The sequence below is a fragment of the Acidicapsa acidisoli genome (assembly GCF_025685625.1).
GTDB lineage: Bacteria > Acidobacteriota > Terriglobia > Terriglobales > Acidobacteriaceae > Acidicapsa > Acidicapsa acidisoli.
Map to the genome: position 1 here is coordinate 303,536 of NZ_JAGSYI010000005.1, position 17,385 is coordinate 320,920.

Annotated in this window: 12 protein-coding genes and 1 pseudogene; 1 reads left to right on the top strand and 12 read right to left on the bottom strand. The window is 57.3% G+C overall.

The window, feature by feature from the left end:
- Window positions 1–244: 244 nt before the first annotated feature.
- Complete coding sequence (locus OHL23_RS26420) at window positions 245–781, bottom strand: DoxX family protein (RefSeq protein ID WP_263355043.1); 537 nt, start codon at window positions 779–781, stop codon at window positions 245–247.
- Window positions 782–828: 47 nt separating this feature from the next.
- Window positions 829–1,701: an NmrA family NAD(P)-binding protein gene (locus OHL23_RS26425; RefSeq protein WP_263355044.1), complete on the bottom strand. Its 873-nt coding sequence runs from the start codon at window positions 1,699–1,701 to the stop codon at window positions 829–831.
- A 213-nt stretch (window positions 1,702–1,914) separates the two neighbouring features.
- On the opposite strand from OHL23_RS26425, the gene OHL23_RS26430 reads away from it, so the two are divergent.
- A complete protein-coding gene (locus OHL23_RS26430) occupies window positions 1,915–2,595 on the top strand; it encodes a TetR/AcrR family transcriptional regulator (protein WP_263355045.1) in 681 nt (226 codons plus the stop codon).
- Window positions 2,596–2,680: 85 nt separating this feature from the next.
- On the opposite strand, the gene OHL23_RS26435 is transcribed toward OHL23_RS26430, so the two are convergent.
- The 10 genes and pseudogenes from OHL23_RS26435 to OHL23_RS26480 form a co-directional block, all read right to left on the bottom strand.
- Window positions 2,681–3,382: a nucleotidyl transferase AbiEii/AbiGii toxin family protein gene (locus OHL23_RS26435; RefSeq protein WP_263355046.1), complete on the bottom strand. Its 702-nt coding sequence runs from the start codon at window positions 3,380–3,382 to the stop codon at window positions 2,681–2,683.
- A 212-nt stretch (window positions 3,383–3,594) separates the two neighbouring features.
- Window positions 3,595–9,483 (bottom strand): AAA family ATPase, encoded by a 5,889-nt coding sequence (locus OHL23_RS26440; RefSeq protein WP_263355047.1) that lies wholly within the window; start codon window positions 9,481–9,483, stop codon window positions 3,595–3,597.
- Between the two features lie 447 nt (window positions 9,484–9,930).
- Window positions 9,931–10,713 carry a hypothetical protein gene (locus OHL23_RS26445; RefSeq protein ID WP_263355048.1) on the bottom strand — a complete coding sequence of 261 codons (783 nt, stop codon included), beginning with the start codon at window positions 10,711–10,713 and terminating at the stop codon, window positions 9,931–9,933.
- 694 nt (window positions 10,714–11,407) lie between these two features.
- On the bottom strand, window positions 11,408–12,637 hold the full coding sequence (locus tag OHL23_RS26450) for an ABC transporter permease (RefSeq protein ID WP_263355049.1): 1,230 nt from the start codon (window positions 12,635–12,637) through the stop codon (window positions 11,408–11,410).
- Window positions 12,638–12,641: 4 nt separating this feature from the next.
- Window positions 12,642–13,865: an ABC transporter permease gene (locus OHL23_RS26455; protein WP_263355050.1), complete on the bottom strand. Its 1,224-nt coding sequence runs from the start codon at window positions 13,863–13,865 to the stop codon at window positions 12,642–12,644.
- Entirely contained in the window at window positions 13,862–14,533 is a 672-nt protein-coding gene (locus tag OHL23_RS26460) for an ABC transporter ATP-binding protein (RefSeq protein WP_263355051.1), read from the bottom strand. Before OHL23_RS26460 ends, OHL23_RS26455 begins: the two co-directional genes overlap by 4 nt.
- 16 nt (window positions 14,534–14,549) lie before the next feature.
- Entirely contained in the window at window positions 14,550–15,596 is a 1,047-nt protein-coding gene (locus tag OHL23_RS26465) for an efflux RND transporter periplasmic adaptor subunit (RefSeq protein WP_263355052.1), read from the bottom strand.
- Between the two features lie 65 nt (window positions 15,597–15,661).
- Window positions 15,662–16,132 (bottom strand): hypothetical protein, encoded by a 471-nt coding sequence (locus OHL23_RS26470; RefSeq protein WP_263355053.1) that lies wholly within the window; start codon window positions 16,130–16,132, stop codon window positions 15,662–15,664.
- Window positions 16,133–16,248: 116 nt separating this feature from the next.
- Window positions 16,249–16,659, bottom strand: coding sequence for a MerR family transcriptional regulator (locus OHL23_RS26475; protein ID WP_263355054.1), 411 nt, complete (start codon window positions 16,657–16,659; stop codon window positions 16,249–16,251).
- A gap of 509 nt (window positions 16,660–17,168) precedes the next feature.
- Window positions 17,169–17,385: pseudogene (locus OHL23_RS26480) on the bottom strand (YncE family protein); the annotation flags it as partial.

Here is a 17,385-nt window from a genome sequence, read left to right on the forward strand (position 1 = left end):
ACAGAAAACAAGCGTCACGGATGGCTTCTTTTGGCGCTGTAAGGAACAATCGGGAGCCGTTATCGAACCCTTACCACACCCACGACCTCTGCCCTGTAAACCTCTGCCCGATGCGGAACTTGGCTCGATAAGCACGTTGCCCTGTTAACCGACGTTTAGGGCTTCGGATGAGTGGCGGGCCGCGCCCTCGTTGGGCCTCCGCGACGTGCCTGGAAAATGTAAATCTGCCCGCCGAGTGCGTCCTTCATATCGACCACCTCTTCGCGTGCATGAAGCGTCTCAATACATACGAAGCAAAGACGAACGCCATGACGAGAATCGGATCAAATTTATCCCAGGTACTGTCACCGCCATTCAGTTGTGAATAGAACGCGAGTAAAAGATCGATCACAATGCCGGCATAAACCCACTCAGTCAATCGAGGCAGATTGGGAATCAGAAGGCCCACGCCACCAAGGATGTGGGTCACGCCAATCAGAGGGATGATATAGAGCGGGTATCCCAGCTGCTGATTGGCGATCCGCCATTCGCCGGGATCGTGGATTAGATATAACCGTCCGAAGTACACCCAGATGAAGGCAACGAGGCCGGTTATTGCCATCTCGGCTATTTGAGTTGCTCGGCCGGCCCGTGCGGGTTTTTCGATTGTGTGTTCAGTTTTCATATCTAAAGTGATCCTCTTCTTGCCGGTTAAATGGTTTAAATCGTTCTGCAATAAGTCGGCCAGGGCTGAGCAGCAAAGGCAGGAACAGCCGGTCGAACACCAAGTCGTCGTGGCCACGGCTGGCTGTCCCGGCCCTTAGAGCGCTGATGCTGCTTGCCCCGGATCTACGCCTTGACGGCGTTCTGTGCAGCCGCAAACACATCGCGTGCGGACGTCGTACCCGCTACGTGCTCCGTATCCGTTATTCCGAGGTCCATCCATCCCGCGTTTACGCTCTCGAACATTTCTTCGGCAGGCCCAGTGTGGCCCTTCGGGATGCCGAACTGCTGGAACGCTTCCGCCCACCCTGCACGTGGGACCGCAAAGGCTTTTACGTCGAGTGCCAGGACCTCACCCAATTGTCCGGCCACTTCATCCGCGCTTACCATCGAACCCAGCTCGATGACGCGATGCCCTGACCACGCCGGCCCGGTCAGAAGGGTTGCCACTTCTGCGCCGATGTCGTCTGACGCGACCATCGTCGATTTCCGGTTTGTAGGATTGTAGAAGACCGGTAGTGTTCCGCCCTGGGCGGCCTGTAAACCGTAAAGAAAGTTTTCGAAAAAGCCGCCGGCGCGCAAAAATGCGACCGGAGACCGCAGGCTGCGGAGACCCCGCTCCAAGAGTGATAATGCCGTGACGTTCCCCACTCCGCTTGTTCGATTCGCACCCATCGACGAGAGCGCTACCACCCGCGGGGGCGCTACCTTGGTCAGCGCCTCGACATAGTTCGCAATCACGCCCTTTGCTTCTCTGTAATCAGGCGAGGGTGCCCATACAGCCGGCAACATAACAAACGCGCCCTCAACACCTTTGAGCGCAGCCGTTATGGCTGTCGCATCGTTCCAGTCTCCATCCACCAACTCCACGCCCTGGTCTGCCCACTTCGCCGCTTTCTCGCGATTGCGCACAAGTGCTCGCACCTGTTTGCCTTGCTTCAGCAGATGCCGCGCAGCGGCGCCCCCAACTTTTCCAGTAATGCCCATGACTAAATACATGCTCGTGTTCTCCTTTTGCCTCGTATTTGGCCGCCGATCCAAATGCGCGACCTGACGATTAGAGACCAAAAATAACCATTGGTTGCAAATTAATCAGTGGTTACACATTGTGAACACATCAACCAAGGCGCCTTGGGAGGCAGCGCGTTGCAACCATTGGTTATAAATCAACAATCGGTCGCAAAAGCCGTCAAAAGGGACTAAGCTATTGAAGTGACATCCACATCACCAAGTCGCCGGCTGGAGCGAAAGGAGAGGTTACGGGGCGAAATCCTTGCGGCTGCCAGCAAAATGTTTGCCAATCACGGCTACGAAGCCGTGACGCTTCGCGCGATCGCTAAAGAGATCGGCTACACGCACGCCGTGATTTATCAGCATTTCCCCGACAAAGCGCATATCCTTGCCGAACTGAGCAGCGAGACGATCGGGCTGCTGATTCAGAACTTCGACGCGATTGCCGCTAAACATCTTCGACCGAAGGAGCGCCTCTTTGCGACCTCACGTGGCTTAATTCAGTTCTGCACTTCCCATCCACAGCAGTTTCGCAACGTCTTCTTCGGGCCTGAGAACCGCAACGGCATTCGCGCTGGACAATACATCAACGACATTGGCACGCCGTTGTTCGGACGTTTCGTGCAGCTCTTTTTCGATGTTGCCAAGGATGAAGGATTGCCAAGTCGGAATGACATAGTGGTAGCCCACACCTGGTGGTACACGATCTTTGGCCTCGCCACACTCATGGTCATCCAAGGGGTTGTGCCTGACTTGCCTGACCAGACTCTCGTGGTCGAGCAAACGATCGCCACGCTTTGGGCGGGCGTCCAAGCTGTTCCGCGATTGCCCAAGAGCGCAATCCCTAAGCAATCCGGCCGATCTCGTACCTCAAACCAATGACAGCTTCTGTCTACTTAGGAGTCGTTGAAGGTACGTTCTTGTTGCCGGAATGAGTTTCGAACGGGATGAACTGTGCCACAAAAGCCTACCTGTTGTCACTACGCGGGATCTGCGTTTCTATTGTGCTTGGGCCGCCGATGACGACGGCGGCCCAAGACTTCGATGGCTCCCAGTGAAGGCGACCTTCACCTCGCTGGATTTCAGATTGCATCAGTGGCATTACGAACTTCCGAATAGACGTGGTGACACTCTCAAGGGACGATGGTTGAATGTAGAACTTGTTTTTCTCAACGAATGCGTTCCACTGAGCCGCTTTGGTTCTATCTGCGGAGAACTCCTCTGTGAGAGCTATTGGCGGTTCACCAACCGGAAGGGCGGTTTTGCAGCGCTCGAAGGTGTGCTGAATCGCGGTGACAAGCGGCTCACTCTCGAAGTGGAAGAGTTCCGATAGAGTCTTCAGATCGTGGAAGTCCTTCATACACGTATTCGCCATTCCGAGCTTGACCATGGCTTCAAATTTCTCTGCAATGACCGTCTCGCGCGGATAGGAAAGCAACCGCGGAGCGGGGCTTTGCAGCAATGTCGGAAAGTCCGTTTCAATCGGACCCGGCGTTACGGCATCACCAAACCCAATATCGATCTGCACTGGTAGACGAGCAGCCTCCATAAAACCGGTGAATGTCACCCGGAGACCTTCGTAATCCTGGTCCTCTTTGATCTTTTCGACCTTGACAGTGCTCCGGTCAAAACGAACTCCATCGTCCTCGACATCCAGATTACAAATCAACGAAGGTCGTCCAAGTGGAAAATCCCCGACTGAAAATCAGCGAATACTACGGCGTTTTCCGCTATTAACCCCCAGAGGGAGGGCTCAATCAAAGCTCAATGAGCGCCTTGGGCTGCTCCGATATCTACGAACTGGGTCCCGACGGGGGCTTCGTTTGTCAGACGCGCGGCCGGGGACGAACAGCGTCGACTGGTCTGTGCAAGTGAGGTTGGTCATCCGGTGGCTGCCGAGGCGGTGGTGGGCAGAGTGAACTGAAGCGTAGCGCCGTACGGAAAGTTGTCGGCAGCCCACAAGCGGCCGCCATGCGACTCAATGATGGATCGGCTGATGCGAAGTCCCATGCCTGTACCGTGAGTCTTGGTCGTAAAAAATGCATTGAAGATCTGCTCCGCCTGCTGTGGGGGGAGTCCTATGCCGGTATCGCTGACGGACACCTGTAGTTGCTCGTTTTCGGTTCGCTGCGACTTGATGGTCAGCTCACGCCTTCCGTCCACCTCTTTCATCGCATCGATGCTGTTGACGATCAGATTCATGGTGACCTGCTGCAATTGCACGCGATCTCCGATGATGTGAGGAAGATCCGCTGCCAGCTCCGTCCGGACTGATATGTTGTATCGCATCACCTCGCTGCGCAGCAGGGCAATCATCTCTCGAATGATCTCGTTTAGATCAACAACCTCTCGTTTCAAATTGCCCTTCTCGAACTGCGAACGGATTCTGTTGATAATTTCGCCGGCACGTCTGCCATCTCTTACGATTCTCGTGGCAGCCGCGCGCGCTTCTTCCAGATTGGGTTGATCGCGTTCGAGCCATTGCAAGCAGGCTCCTGCGTTGGTGACAGTGGCGTTGATCGGCTGATTCACTTCATGTGCCAGGGAAGCCGCCAACTCTCCCATCGTTGTCACCCGATTAGCGTGTGCAAGATCGATCTGTGCTTGGCGCAACGCCTCTTCGGCCCGTGTGCGCTCGGTGACGTCTGTCGAACTACCCATGAATTCGATCAAATCCCCGGATGTCCCGAAAACAGGATGACCAAGGGCCTGGAGGTATTTCACCGTTCCGTCCGGAAAGAGGAGTCGAAACTCCACTTCGTAGTCTGATTTCTCCTCGATTGCTCGATCGATTGCCTCCTCCCACTTGGCTCGATCCTCCGGATGAATGCGTTGCATTAGTTCGCTCCAAGTTGGCATGCCACCATTGGGATCGAAGCCGTATATGCGATACCATTCTTCGGAAATATGCACGGCCTCTCTTCCATGAACCCGCCAAGCCCAGCTGCTCGTGTGTGCGAGCCGCTGTGCCTCCGCTAGATACGCTTCACTTCGACGCAACGCTTCTTCCGCCAACTTGCGCTCGGTCACGTCAGTCACGGTACCCACAAATTCGAGGTCGCCGGAGGAAGGTTCCAATGCGCGAGCTACAACATCGAGATACTTAACCGAACCGTCCGGCCTCAGCAGACGATATTCAATTTGATAACCTGTTCGCTCATGAGCCGCGTATTCGATCGTCTGCTGTACAAGAACTCTATCCTCGGGATGAATTTTCTCAAGTGCTGATTCCAACGTTAGCTTAACGGATCGATCGTGTTCAAAAATCCTGTAGGTTTCTTCCGAGAAGTAGATTTCTCCGGTGAGAACATTCCTGCCGAAGCTGCCTGTGTGGCTGATGGCCTGTCCTTGAGCCAGGTAAGCCTCGCTGCGCTTCAGTCCTGCATAGAGGTTTGCGTTCTCCAGTGAAATTGCGGCTTGCGAAGCCAGCATCTCCAGCACCGCGATCCGGTCCGACGTGAAGGCGCGCGGAGTGAGATTGTTTTCGAGATAGAGTGCGCCAATCAGCTTCGTTTGTTTGACGATGGGCAGACAAAGAACTGACCTGGGGCGCTTCTGCTGCACATACACGTCCTCCGAATACAGGTTCCTGACCGTAGCGTCATCAAGGACCACGCGCTCCCCTGTCCGAATGGCATACTGAATCGCAGATTTGGGAAGATCGAACGGCGAGGGGACTGTCTGTCGGACGTTTACCTCAACCTCGCTTTGGCCGGAGACAGCCTCTGCCTCGATCCGCGGCTCATCCCCGCGCAGAAGGATGAGCAGACCCCGCTCGGCCCCTGCGTGCTCCACCGCGATTCGCATGAGCTTCTCGATCAACTTGTTAAGGACAATCTCGCTGGAGAGCGCCTGCGAGGCCTTGACGACCGTCTCCACGTCCAGCTCACTAACCTGCGCGCCGATTGTGGCGTTCGTAGAGGCAGGAAGCCGTTCCTGGTGCAGGCTCGGGTAGAGTTTGTCGAGTTGCTTCACCTTGCCGTGCGCTTTCCAGCGCTCATAACAGTACCGTGCGTTGCGTAAGTAGGTGTAGGCAATCGTCTCGAAGCCACATGCTAAATAGAACCGCGCCGCCATCTCATGGGCCAGCGCTTCGTTCTGAACGAAGCCGTTCTCGTGAGCCGACTGAATGGCCTGCTCGTACAAGTGCATCGCGTCGAAGCTGCGGCCTTCGAGGCGGGCGACTTCGGCTGACACCAGCGCGTGCTTATCGGCGAACGTGGGTGGGTAGTTTTCGGCCCACTCGCGCAGCTGTTCCCGGTGCTCTGCCAGCAGCTCGCGCGACTTGGTTCGCTCGTCGGCGGAAGCGTTCTCATATAGCGCCGCCACAATCAGCGCGGTGTAGCAATAGTAGTCGAGCAACACGATATGGCCGAGCCCGCTCCAAAGCAGCTCTTTTGCCTTGTCGGCTGCCGTGAGAGCTTCGTCGTAATCCCCGGACAGGAACCGTGCCTTCAATTTGAGTATCCAGTAAAAGCAGACCATCGTGTGCATCCGGTTCTCCGTGATCAGTTGCGTCTCGAACGCCGTCTCGTCAAACAGGGCGTCGCTGAACGTGGAGAAGGTTGCGGTCCGGCCCTGCATCGTCGCGATGAAGCGTTGCTCGCTCACAATGGCATCCGCCTGGTCGCGGAAACGCGCCTTTCGGGCGAAGTCCAGGGCTGTCTCCGATTCCCGCCATGCTTCGTCAAGCGGATCGTTTCGCAGGAGGAGGATCGTGACGGATTCGTAAACGCTGTAGCAGGCGTAGGTCAGAGCGCCCGTCTCGATCGCAGTGCGAAAGACCGCCCGGTTGAAATCGAGGGCGGTTGTGATGGGCTGTGTCCAGAGGGCAGCCAGTCCCATTACGTAGTGGACCTTTGCCTGACTCGCGATGAAGCCGTGCTTCTCGACCAGATCGCATGCAAGCTTGGCGAGACGATAACCATCGCTGTAACGGCGAAACACCGGCCCAAGGATGGTTCCGAGCCAGCAACAGCCGATCGCGGACGCGCCGCTGGTCCCGTGCTGCAAGCTGAAGTTCACCCCGAGGCACAGGTGCAAGCAAAACAAATGGAGGTCGGTATAGTAAGCGGGGACCAGTAGAGCCTCAAGCGCCTGCATCGTGGCCTGCTGTTCCGGATCGGTCATCAGCGGCATGTCGATCAAATCTTCAATCGGGCGCCCTTTGAGATTCCGCCAGAACATTTCGTATTCGGCCTGGGCCTGCTCCCAGGTCGGCTGCGGCGGGATGTCGATGCCGAACAGACGCAGGCATGCGAGCGCGCTCTCAACGGCTTGCGGATACTCCCCCTTCACGATTTGCAAGTGAACTCTGAGATGATAAACGGCCGCCTTGTCGACTTTCGAGGTGCCTCGCCGTAATAACTCCATAATCAGTTGCTCGGCTTTGTCGACGTTACCGCTCAGAAACTCGCACTCTGCGCGTTCTAGCCATAGGCTGAACATCAATGCGTACTGGCTGTCCCAGTCCCTTTCATCGAGCAGGCCCATGGCGGTCGCAAAATACACGCACGCCGGCGCGTAGGCCGACGACGCCTTGGCTTTTCGCCCGGCACGCAGGTCGATCGTCGCGACTCGCGCCTTCTCGTCCTGGTCGACCAGCAGTGCGGCGCCCCGATTGAACTGATTCGCGACCTCGTATAGATGCTCGACGAGCTCGTCCGCCGTCATGCAGGCTAGCAGCACGCGGCCTATGCGTAGGTGCACATCGGCACGATGTGCTTTGGGAATCAAGGAATACGCCGCCTCCTGGATCCGGTCGTGAAGGAATTTGTAGGCGTTCTCGAGACGAAAGATCAGCCCAGCATGTAGGCCTTCCCAAAATGCCGTGTCAATCTCTTCCTCTGTTTTCCCTTGAACCAGGATCAGAGCCGCGATCTCGGCAACATTGCCCAGGCAGGCAAGATCTTTCATGGCTTCCTGCGTCATCGCGGACAACCGCTTCAGCTTTCCTGCCATGAGATCCACCACGTTGTCCGTGTAGCTCCTGGCGCGGATGCGATCGATATCCCATTGCCAGGCTCGCGTCACCGGGCCGAATGTGAGTAGCCCTTCGTCGGCCAGCGCGGTAAAGAACTGAATCGCAAAGAATGGATTGCCTCCAGTCTTTTCATGTACCAGCTCCGCCAAGGGTCGCGCGCGCTCAGGCTCGCAATGAAGGGCATCGGCGACGAGCCGTCCGACATCGTCGATCCGGAGAGGTGCCAGCACAATCTCATGCAGCCCCGAACCCACTTCACGGATCGCTTCAAGAGTCCGCATCAGCGGATGCGCCGGGCCGACTTCGTTGTCCCTGTAGGCTCCGACCAGCAGTAGATGCTGCACCTCAGAGTGTGTGACCAGGTGCTCGAGAAGGTCGAGCGTCGCGGTATCCAACCATTGCAAATCGTCAAGAAACAGCGCAAGGGGGTGTTCCTTTCGCGCAAACACGCCGAGGAAGTGCCGGAAAACCATCTGGAATCGGTTCTGCGCGTCCTGTGGCGGTAACTGAGCGACGGGCGGCTGTTTTCCGATCACCAGCTCCAGTTCGGGAACGAGGTTCACGATGAGCTGGCCGTTTGAGCCCAGCGCCTCGTTCAGGGCATCCTGCCACCGGCCAAGCTCCGCCTCACTCTGGCCCAGAAGTGGAAGTACAACGCTCTGGAATGCCTGGGCTAGCGTTGTGTACGGGATGTCACGTTTGTACTGGTCGAATTTGCCGGAAGCAAAGAGGCCACGCGGCGGGACGAGCACCCTGTGCAGCTCATTCACCACAGAGGATTTGCCCACGCCCGAATAACCCGATACGAGTACGAATTCCGCAGTGCCGTTGGCCACAACCCGGTCAAAGGCCGCGAGCAGGCCGTCAATTTCAAGTTCCCTCCCGTATAGCTTCTCCGGGATCAGCAATCGGTCCGAGACGTCGTGCGTGCCCAACACAAACGCGTCAATGTGCCCCTGCGATTCCCATTTCGCCAGGCACAACCGAAGATCGGCCTCAAGGCCCCCAGCGGTCTGGTAGCGTTCCTCAACGGTCTTGGCCAGCAATCTCATGAGGATAGCCGAGAGCGGCGCGGGGATAGTTTCATCAAGCGGCCTCGGTTGACGCGCAATGTGGCAGTGGACCCATTCCATGGCATCGGTGGCAGTAAACGGCAGGTGGCCCGTCAGCATCTGGTAGAGGGTGACGCCCAAACAATAGAGATCGCTGCGGGCATCGATTGAACGATTCATCCGACCGGTCTGTTCGGGCGCCATGTAGGCGAGGGTGCCAGCAATGATTTCCGGCGATGCGGGCGCCTGGCGCTCGTGTGGCAATTGGGACGCTATCCCGAAGCCGGTAAGCCAGACGTTTCCGGCGGCGTCGACCAGCACATTCGCAGGCTTGATGTCCTTGTGGATAAGGCGTTGCCGGTGGACTTGGCCGAGTGCTTTCGCCAGACCAATTGAGACACGTAGGAACTGAGCCAGATCGAGCGGTCGCCCACCGTTCTGCTCAAGAACCAGATCCAGGGGCTCACCACCTGGGTCCTTCAATATGAGGACCGTCCGCCCTTCGTAACGAGTGAGGGCCAGAGGCTTAGCGGCCCACGCGGGTTCGAGTTCTCCTGCGAGCGAGTATTCGTGCTCGAGCCGCCGTAGACTCTGAGGCGACGGCTGATCAGCGGCCAGTGCCACTGCAAGCACCGGCGTTGAGTCACCCCGCTGCCGGCCGCGATAGAGAGTGAATTCTGCTCCTTCGCGGAGCGGCTCCAGCACGTACTGAGAAAGCGCTGCTATGGAGGGCATTCTCGTCACCACGGCTGCAGGAACCCAGAAGACTCATGTTGACTGCCGGCTAAAAGGGCATCCGCAACACGAGAGCGATTGCACCGGGAAGGATCGGTTCCGCAACCGAATTCTCGAAGGAAACCATCTTACTACCCTGGTCAAATTATTCATCTCGCTGGCGATGGCCTCCATTCACAATAAGATTGTGTTTCTCACCGACTTAGCATTTAAGCAATACAACATGAACTCGCAATCGGAAGCCATGTCGGCCCGATGAGTGCGTCGGCAACAACAGAGATCGAAGTCCGGATCATGGGATGCCGATAAGACCGGTTTGCTGGTTTTGGCCCAGCTCTTTTAGCCAACTAATCCCCCTCCGTCATGCGTGGCCAAGATTGCCGACGGACAATCGCCAGTCTGGATGCGGGCTGAGCCGCGCGATTGAAACCGACTTAGGCTCCGCTGCTATTCCCGTTTGAAAACAAGGATGGTTGGCTTGCCCTGATCTGCAGGGTGCTGTGTCTCAGTCATCGTCTGAAGGTCGGGAGAAAGCTGGAAGTCGTCGGTGCTCTGGAGCTTGCCCTTCAGCTTGTCCGTCAGTTCGAGGCGGCGATCACTGATCCGGCGTCCGGAGGACAGCATGCCGGGGCTCGCATTCGGCCCCGAACTCGGGTAATCCGTCCCGTCGAACTTCAGGCTTTTATTGATACCCGCCACTGAATCGATGAGAGAAAAGCCGTCGCCCTGATACGGCTGGATCTGAATTTCGTACGGCGAGACAAATACTTCGCTCGTACTTTGCCATGTGCCCGCGAAGCCTGAATCTCCGGCTTTGCGCAGATAGAGATAGTCGATGGTGAAGGGCGACCCGTCAGGTCGGTATTCCGTATATGAGTCGTGAAGCGTCCCGCCTTCCTCTGACAGCGTCCAGATCGCGGTGAGGAGGGTGCGCCCCTTGCTCTTGCGGACCACCTTCCATACACGAGGCCCCTGCTCGGTTACGGACAAGGTGGTGCCGAAGATACCGGGTTGATCGGTCCCGTCGATGGTCACGGTCTCCGTATTGGGCTCGGAAAAGATGAATGTGTACTTGTTCGCGCCCCCGGACTCCACCTTCATCGTATCGGCGGGGAGTTGGGATCGGGAAGAATCGAGCTTCCATTTGCCTACAAACGGATCGTCCGCGGCCCATGAAGTGCCCGTGACGATACAAACAGCAATCAGTAGCTGCAATGTGCGCTTCAACATTCCGTCCTCCTTGCAAGGTGAAAATTCCGATCGCAGGACTCATCGTTACCGGCCAGCCCGGGCGGTTCGCATTGCCGGGAAGCACGCGAAAGGCCATGTGGCATGGTCACAGAGCGCCTATTGAAACCTCGATTTCACGACAGTTGCCGATCAAGCTGAATCAATTTCTCCTGCTCAGAACGTTCGCTCGAAAGCTGACCTGTTCACAGGCGGACATTGGTGTCCCAATGCGAACACAATCCCAGCCACAATTTCCTCATGAACTTCTATCGTTCAGGCGGCCACGGCAGGATGGCTGGTCAAAACTGAGATGGCAGAACCTCAATTAATGGCCATTGGTCCCCACCATTTCACAGAGATCTTGAGATTTGGAAACCAGATTGCAAGTTTGGCATTCGCGGCCCGGCTTCGACTTTCCAGGAATGACCTGATGGTCGAATCGGACGCGATCGTAAAATGTTGTTAATAGACCAAAGCACTCATTCCAGCATTTTTCGAGAAGTTCTCGAGGATTACTACCCGATAACGCTCTTCTCGTCATCTAACTCCCGGATTCTGGGAAAATTGGCAGCGATTACGTACCAATTGAGAAGATGGCCCAACCTCCGCGTAGGCGGCAATCCGAGAGAACTAGCCATGTGCGGTTAAGGCGGAACTGATGTAGCCTCGACCAAAATCACGCTCAATGACCGGATCACTCGGTACGCAGCGCCCTTACCGGCTCGATTCGAATGCCTCGGATCGCCGATGCCAGCGTGAACATAGCGAAAAAGGCCATGGATACGGCCGCTTCAAGAAGTGCATCCGTGGTTGACAAGAGAAACGGCTGTCCAGCGCGCAGGTCGAGGTATCGCAGGGCAAGGTAACCGGAGGCAACGCCTGCGCTACAACCCAGGACGGCTCCGAACGAGCCCTCGGCGAAGAATTGAAAGAGTATGTCTGCACGCGTGGCTCCAAGGGCTCTGCGTGTGCCGACTTCGCGTGTCCGGTTTCGCACACCGATCCATGTAACGGCGAAAACTCCTAGCATCGAAACCGCCAAAGCGCTCGATGCCACCCAGCGGATGAGAAAGGTAAGCCGGGCAAACGATGCCAGTTGGGTATCGATAAGGCTCTTGCGGTTCTGAATCTGATAGTCGGGCTCGCCGGAAGCGAGGCGGCGATGACGCTGCTCCATCACCTCTGTGATCTGCGTAGCAGCGGCGTCCATGTGCGAGGAGTCGTCGACTTCGAACAGGATGGAGGCGTAGTAGTCAAGGTTCTCAAGGCGGTGCATGGCTGTTCCGAGCGGCACGTAGATCTGCTCGTCTTCGTTCGAGGCGTCGAGCCCCTGGCCTCGTTCACGCATCACCCCAGCCACGTGAAAGGGCACACGGTTGATTGAGATGAACTCTCCGGTAGGATCGGCAGCTCCAAAGAGATCGCGTGCAACTGTCCAGCCAAGCAGGGCAACGCGGGACTGACGCCGGTCCGCATTGACGTCAAAGATCTCGCCGGAGCCGGCCGTCCAATGCTTGATGGTGAAGTAAACCGGTTCGCAGCCCACTATAGTGGTGTTCTTTGTCAGGTCGCCGACTCGGATGCGGAGAACCGCGGAAACAGTCGGCGACGACGACGCGAGACTGGAGACCGATAGCTCGATGGCCTTCCGGTCGGCGGGGATGAGCGTGGTGATCAGGGCTCCGGTTCGAGCGCGTCCGCCGACGGAGCGGCTCTGCTGCGGCGTTAAGACGAGGACATTCGCTCCCAGGCGGGTGAACTGGTCGAGTATCTTCTGTCGTCCGCTGGCTGCATAGCCGGCGGAGACGAGCACCCCAGCGGTTCCTGTCATGGATGCGATCACAATGAGTGCGGCCTGGAGGCGAAACCGCAAGAAGTTTCGAATCGAGATCTGCAGGATCTGGCGGGTGCGGAGAGCGATCAAGGCGTCACTCTCGCAATGCGTCGATAGGGTTGGTTCCAGCGGCCTTCAAGGCCGGGTACACGCCAAAGACGAGGCCAAGCGCGATGGAGAGCGTGATGGCGAGCAACATTGCGCCGGGTTGGATCAGGAACGGGAGATGTTGGAGCCGCGAGATGATCTGTGTGCCACCTACTCCGGTAGCTACGCCAGTCATCCCGCCGCCAAGAGCCAGCAGCACAGCTTCGAAGAGGAACTGGGCCAGGATCGCTGGCCTACTGGCGCCCACGGCCCTACGAACGCCGATCTCCTTGCGCCGCTCGGAAACACCTATCAGCGTGATGCTCATGATTACGATGCCGCCGATGCCGGTTGCCAGAACCGCCACGATGCTCAGGAGCTTCTCAAAGGTTGAGCCCATCGCGGTGACCTGATCCATAACGGCGCGAGGGTTGGAGAGGTTGAAGTCGTCCAACGCCCCGGGGGCGATATGGTGACGCGAGCGGAGCAGGGTTGCCAGATGGTCGATAGCTTCCTGTCCCTGGGTCGGATCTTTCAACTGCGCGATCATCATCGTCAGAAAATCGCGGTTGAAGAGGCGTTTGGAAGCAGTAGTTACGGGAATGAAAATCAGGTTGTCGAGACTGCCGCCCGCGGGCCCGGCTCCGCGCGAAACCATCACGCCGCGCACCACAAAGGGGACATTGCCGATCTCGATGTTCTTGCCGACGGGGTCCTCGCCTGGGAAAAGCCGCTGTTGCGCGTCGGAACCAAGGATGGCGACGCGGGCAAGGGACCGGACGTCATCTTCGGAGAAGAACACGCCTTGCGCCAACTGGTCTCCGCGCAGTTCGAGCCAGTTCGAGGAGACGCCGAAGATGGAAGGAGTGCAGTTGCGGTCGCGGTATTTGACGTCGATGTCGAACGCATTCTGAACCTCCGCAACCTGACGGATTTCCGGCAGTTCCGCTGCAATCGCTTTGGCGTCTTCGAATTTGAGGCTGGGCTCCACATTGGTCAACGAAACCATGCCGCGATTCTTGCTGGAACCGGGGCGGATAAGGATTGTATCGAAGGTTCCGAGCATGTTCTTGAAGCGCTTCATGGTCTCCCGGCGGGTGCTTTCGCCGATCGAGGTGAGGATCGTCAACGCCGCGATGCCGACGGCCACCCCTGCCATCATCAACAGAGCGCGCCATGGATTACGCCGCAATGTGCGCAGAATCGAAGCGAAAAACAGCGGCAGATTCATTGCGTCACTTCCGCTTCTTCGACCACGCCATCGCGAAGGATCAAAGCGCGGCGTGCATGAGCTGCAACTGCATCGTCATGCGTAACCAGCATGATCGTGCGGCCCTCGCCATTCAAGTCATGCAGAATGCTCATGACCTCCGCTCCGGAGTTTTGATCAAGATTGCCGGTAGGCTCGTCGGCCAGGATCAACGCGGGATCATTGATCAGTGCTCGCGCAATCGCTACGCGCTGCTGTTCGCCTCCGGAGAGCTCGGTGGCAAAGTGGCCCTGCCGAGCCGCCAATCCGACGCGCTCCAGAGCGGCAGCAGCCCTCACCCGGCTCAGGCGCTGGCCGGCATAAATCATCGGCAGCTCGACGTTCTCTGCGGCCGTGGTGCGCGGCAGCAGGTTGAAGGATTGAAAAACAAATCCGATCTTCTGCGAGCGGATACGGGAGAGCTCGGCATCGCTGCGGTGCGACATATCCGCCCCATCGAGCATGTAAGTGCCGGAGCTGGGTAGATCGAGGCAGCCTAAGATGTTGAGAAGCGTAGATTTGCCCGAACCCGAAACGCCTCGAATGACAACGAAGTCTCCCCGCTGTATCTCGAAGCTCGCATCACGAAGAGCAGTGATCGGGACGCCATCTCGCGAGTAGGTCCTCGATACGTTTTGCAAGTGGATCATAGTTACTCCTGTGTCCTTATTCCGTTTGTACGGCAACTTTGTCGGAGGGCGAGAGACCGCGCCCAATTTCAGACTCGCTCCCGTTCCGCGTCAGCACCGTGACACCGCGTTCCTCCGGTACGCCCGAAGCAGAGCAGACATACACGAAAGACCGACCGCCCTGGGTGTGAATGGATTGGGACGGAATCATCAGGGCATGGTGCTCCGAGGTGCGTATATTCACATTGGCGGTCATGTCTGGGCGCAGCAGAGCGATGTCGCGGGCGATGGAGACTGCGACCTCATAATTCACGACGCCGGAAAGAATCGTGGCAACAGGAGCGATGCGAGTGACCGTGCCTTGGAACTCACGATTGGGATAGGTCTCCACGGTGAAATTTGCGGTCTGTCCTGGCCGGACACCGCCGATATCTGCCTCGTCTACCATGGCCACGACTTCGAGCGCCGACTCATGAATGATGGTCACGAATGTCGGAGTCGTAAAGGAGGCGGCAACGGTCTCTCCCTGTTGGGTTGAGATCGACGCAATCGTTCCGGAGATAGGCGCGCGGATCTCGACGTAAGCCAGATCGACGCGAGCGGTTGCGAGCGCACTTTGAGACGCCTCTACAGATGCTTTTGCGGCGTTGAGCGCAGAAGCGGAATCATCGAATTGCTGCGCGGGAATGAGGCCGGCTGCGACAAGCTTTTGCGACCGGGCATAATCGGCATTCGCCTTGGCTAACGAGACCTCGGCCTGGGCCAGTTGGGCCGCTGCCTGGTCGACCCTGGCCTGCACGGCTCGCGAGTCGATTTCAGCGATCACGGCGCCCTCACGAACATGGGATCCGACCGTGACGTTGAGGCGGCGCACGATTCCGGAAAGCTGCGCGCCGACGCGCACTTCAGCGCCGGTCTTCAACTTGAGTGTGCCGGTAGCGTTGACCATGGATGCAACGTCGCGAATCTGAGGGCTAATCCATGTAACGCTGTTGACTGCGGTCTTTGTAGTGGCTGTCCGGCGCACGACCCACCAGCCGGCGAGCGCGGCGCAGCCAATCAGGACCAGGATCAGAAGCAACATAGGGCCCCGCCTGCCGGAAGTTGCTCCCTGATGCCTGGAGAGGGTCATGTTTGCGGTGGCCATGTTCACTTGCTTCTGGTGTAGACGATCACCATGGGGTCTTTCCCGGGGTGCGCTGACTCCACAGACATGGTGTTCCCATCCGGAGACAGGTACCTGGTCTCAACGCGTTTATTCACAGTGCCCGCAATGGCTCCGGAGCTTTCCCATTCCGTGATCAGGCGGTCGGCTTCCCAGTGGCTGCGCGTGGTTGCCTGCCCGGCCATCATCGAGGTATTGGCGGCTGGTTTGCCGCTCAGTTCATAGACCGTGTGCTGGGTATCGGCCTGGCCCTTGAAGGTGGATGTATCGTCTACAACGACTTCGGTCTTGGATTGCGTGATCACCGTTTTGATAGTGGCCTCGGCCATCATACCGATGTTCTTACTTTGGGTGGGATCAAAGGTCCATTGACCGGCAAAGCTGGCGTGTGGAGTAGCAGCTTGCGACAAGCCTGCGATGATCAGAAGCAGAACTACGACAAGTATTCGTTTCATCGGATATGCCTCCCTGGGATTCGGCCAGATGGAGCCGAATGCCCTTGAAAGCCAGTGTGCAGGGTATACCTCTGTATAGGGTCAAGCAGGATTTTGAAGAAATCTTTGATGCCAGACTATCGTGACGCGGGACAGGTCCCGGGCGACTCAGGATAGACGGTCAGAGATTCCACGAGCTGGGAAAGATCGGCTCGCATCGTGCTGAGCGCGCTGATCTTCTCGTTGATTACAGCCAGGCGCTCGTTGGCCAACTCGATGATCTCGCGCACCGCAGCAGGCTGCATGGTTCTTGCGCCACGCGATGCCGAGGCACTCTTGTGCAACTGCACGAGCTGCTGGATCTCGCGCAGGGTAAAGCCCAATCCCTGACAGATGCGAATGAAGCGGACCCTCTCCAAGTCGCTCTCTTCGAAGCTCCGGTATCCGGAGGGGGTGCGCATGGGGCGGCGCAATAATCCCTCACGCTCATAGAAGCGCAGGGTCTGAATATTGACCTCGGCGCGGGCAGCGAGTTCTCCGATTCTCATGTCTCCATTTTGAACCTTGTACCGGGGTATAGGGTACAGTTGCATTTCTTGAATGCGCATCGCACTGGGGGAAAAGCCACGGAATGAGTAGCGTCCACTTACAATGTGGAAATTACGCTACCGCCTGCAAAGCGCGAGACCCTACCTCGACATGGCCACCGCCTAAGCTTCAGAATTGCAGCCTGTAAATCGCTTATTGGTCTGAAGACTCCGGACTTGGAATCTTGTTCAATCTAAGAAGTGCCGGCTGACAGTCACCATCTTCTCAATTATCGTGAGCGGGCCTTAGCGCTCATTGCCCCCCATTCAGATCGATGTATGTCTTTGGCAAGTTGCTGTATAACCGGCTTTCCTCCAACATCGCACACTCATGGACAAGTGGACGACTTGGCGACTACTCGTCCATGTTTGACTAATCCAGTCGAAGTCACGGAGCTGGACTTGTGAGTTGGAAATCGACTCGGTGTGGCCCCGCACACCTTCGACCGAAGGGCGTTCCTGGATTCTACTCATTTCACAGCGAAGACCAGTACCTCCGCACGCATTGTCCCATGCGGCGGCACAGCCACGAAATACTCTTTCAGTTCCGGCACCAGTAAACCGGTCTTGCCCAGCGGGCCAGTGGGAATCTTCCCGATGGCCTGATAGTGGTCCGCGTCGATTTCCTTGAAGACGTTTACGAACCCTTCCCCGGCGGCCGCGTAAATTCTTTGGCTTGCGGGATCG

Excerpts from the sequence above, each read along its gene's own strand:
- OHL23_RS26440 (WP_263355047.1), bottom strand. The coding sequence starts at position 9,483 with ATGCCCTCCATAGCAGCGCTTTCTCAGTACGTGCTGGAGCCGCTCCGC.
- OHL23_RS26465 (WP_263355052.1), bottom strand. The coding sequence starts at position 15,596 with ATGTTGCTTCTGATCCTGGTCCTGATTGGCTGCGCCGCGCTCGCCGGC.
- OHL23_RS26445 (WP_263355048.1), bottom strand. The coding sequence starts at position 10,713 with ATGTTGAAGCGCACATTGCAGCTACTGATTGCTGTTTGTATCGTCACG.
- OHL23_RS26460 (WP_263355051.1), bottom strand. The coding sequence starts at position 14,533 with ATGATCCACTTGCAAAACGTATCGAGGACCTACTCGCGAGATGGCGTC.
- OHL23_RS26470 (WP_263355053.1), bottom strand. The coding sequence starts at position 16,132 with ATGAAACGAATACTTGTCGTAGTTCTGCTTCTGATCATCGCAGGCTTG.
- OHL23_RS26475 (WP_263355054.1), bottom strand. The coding sequence starts at position 16,659 with ATGAGAATCGGAGAACTCGCTGCCCGCGCCGAGGTCAATATTCAGACC.
- OHL23_RS26425 (WP_263355044.1), bottom strand. The coding sequence starts at position 1,701 with ATGTATTTAGTCATGGGCATTACTGGAAAAGTTGGGGGCGCCGCTGCG.
- OHL23_RS26455 (WP_263355050.1), bottom strand. The coding sequence starts at position 13,865 with ATGAATCTGCCGCTGTTTTTCGCTTCGATTCTGCGCACATTGCGGCGT.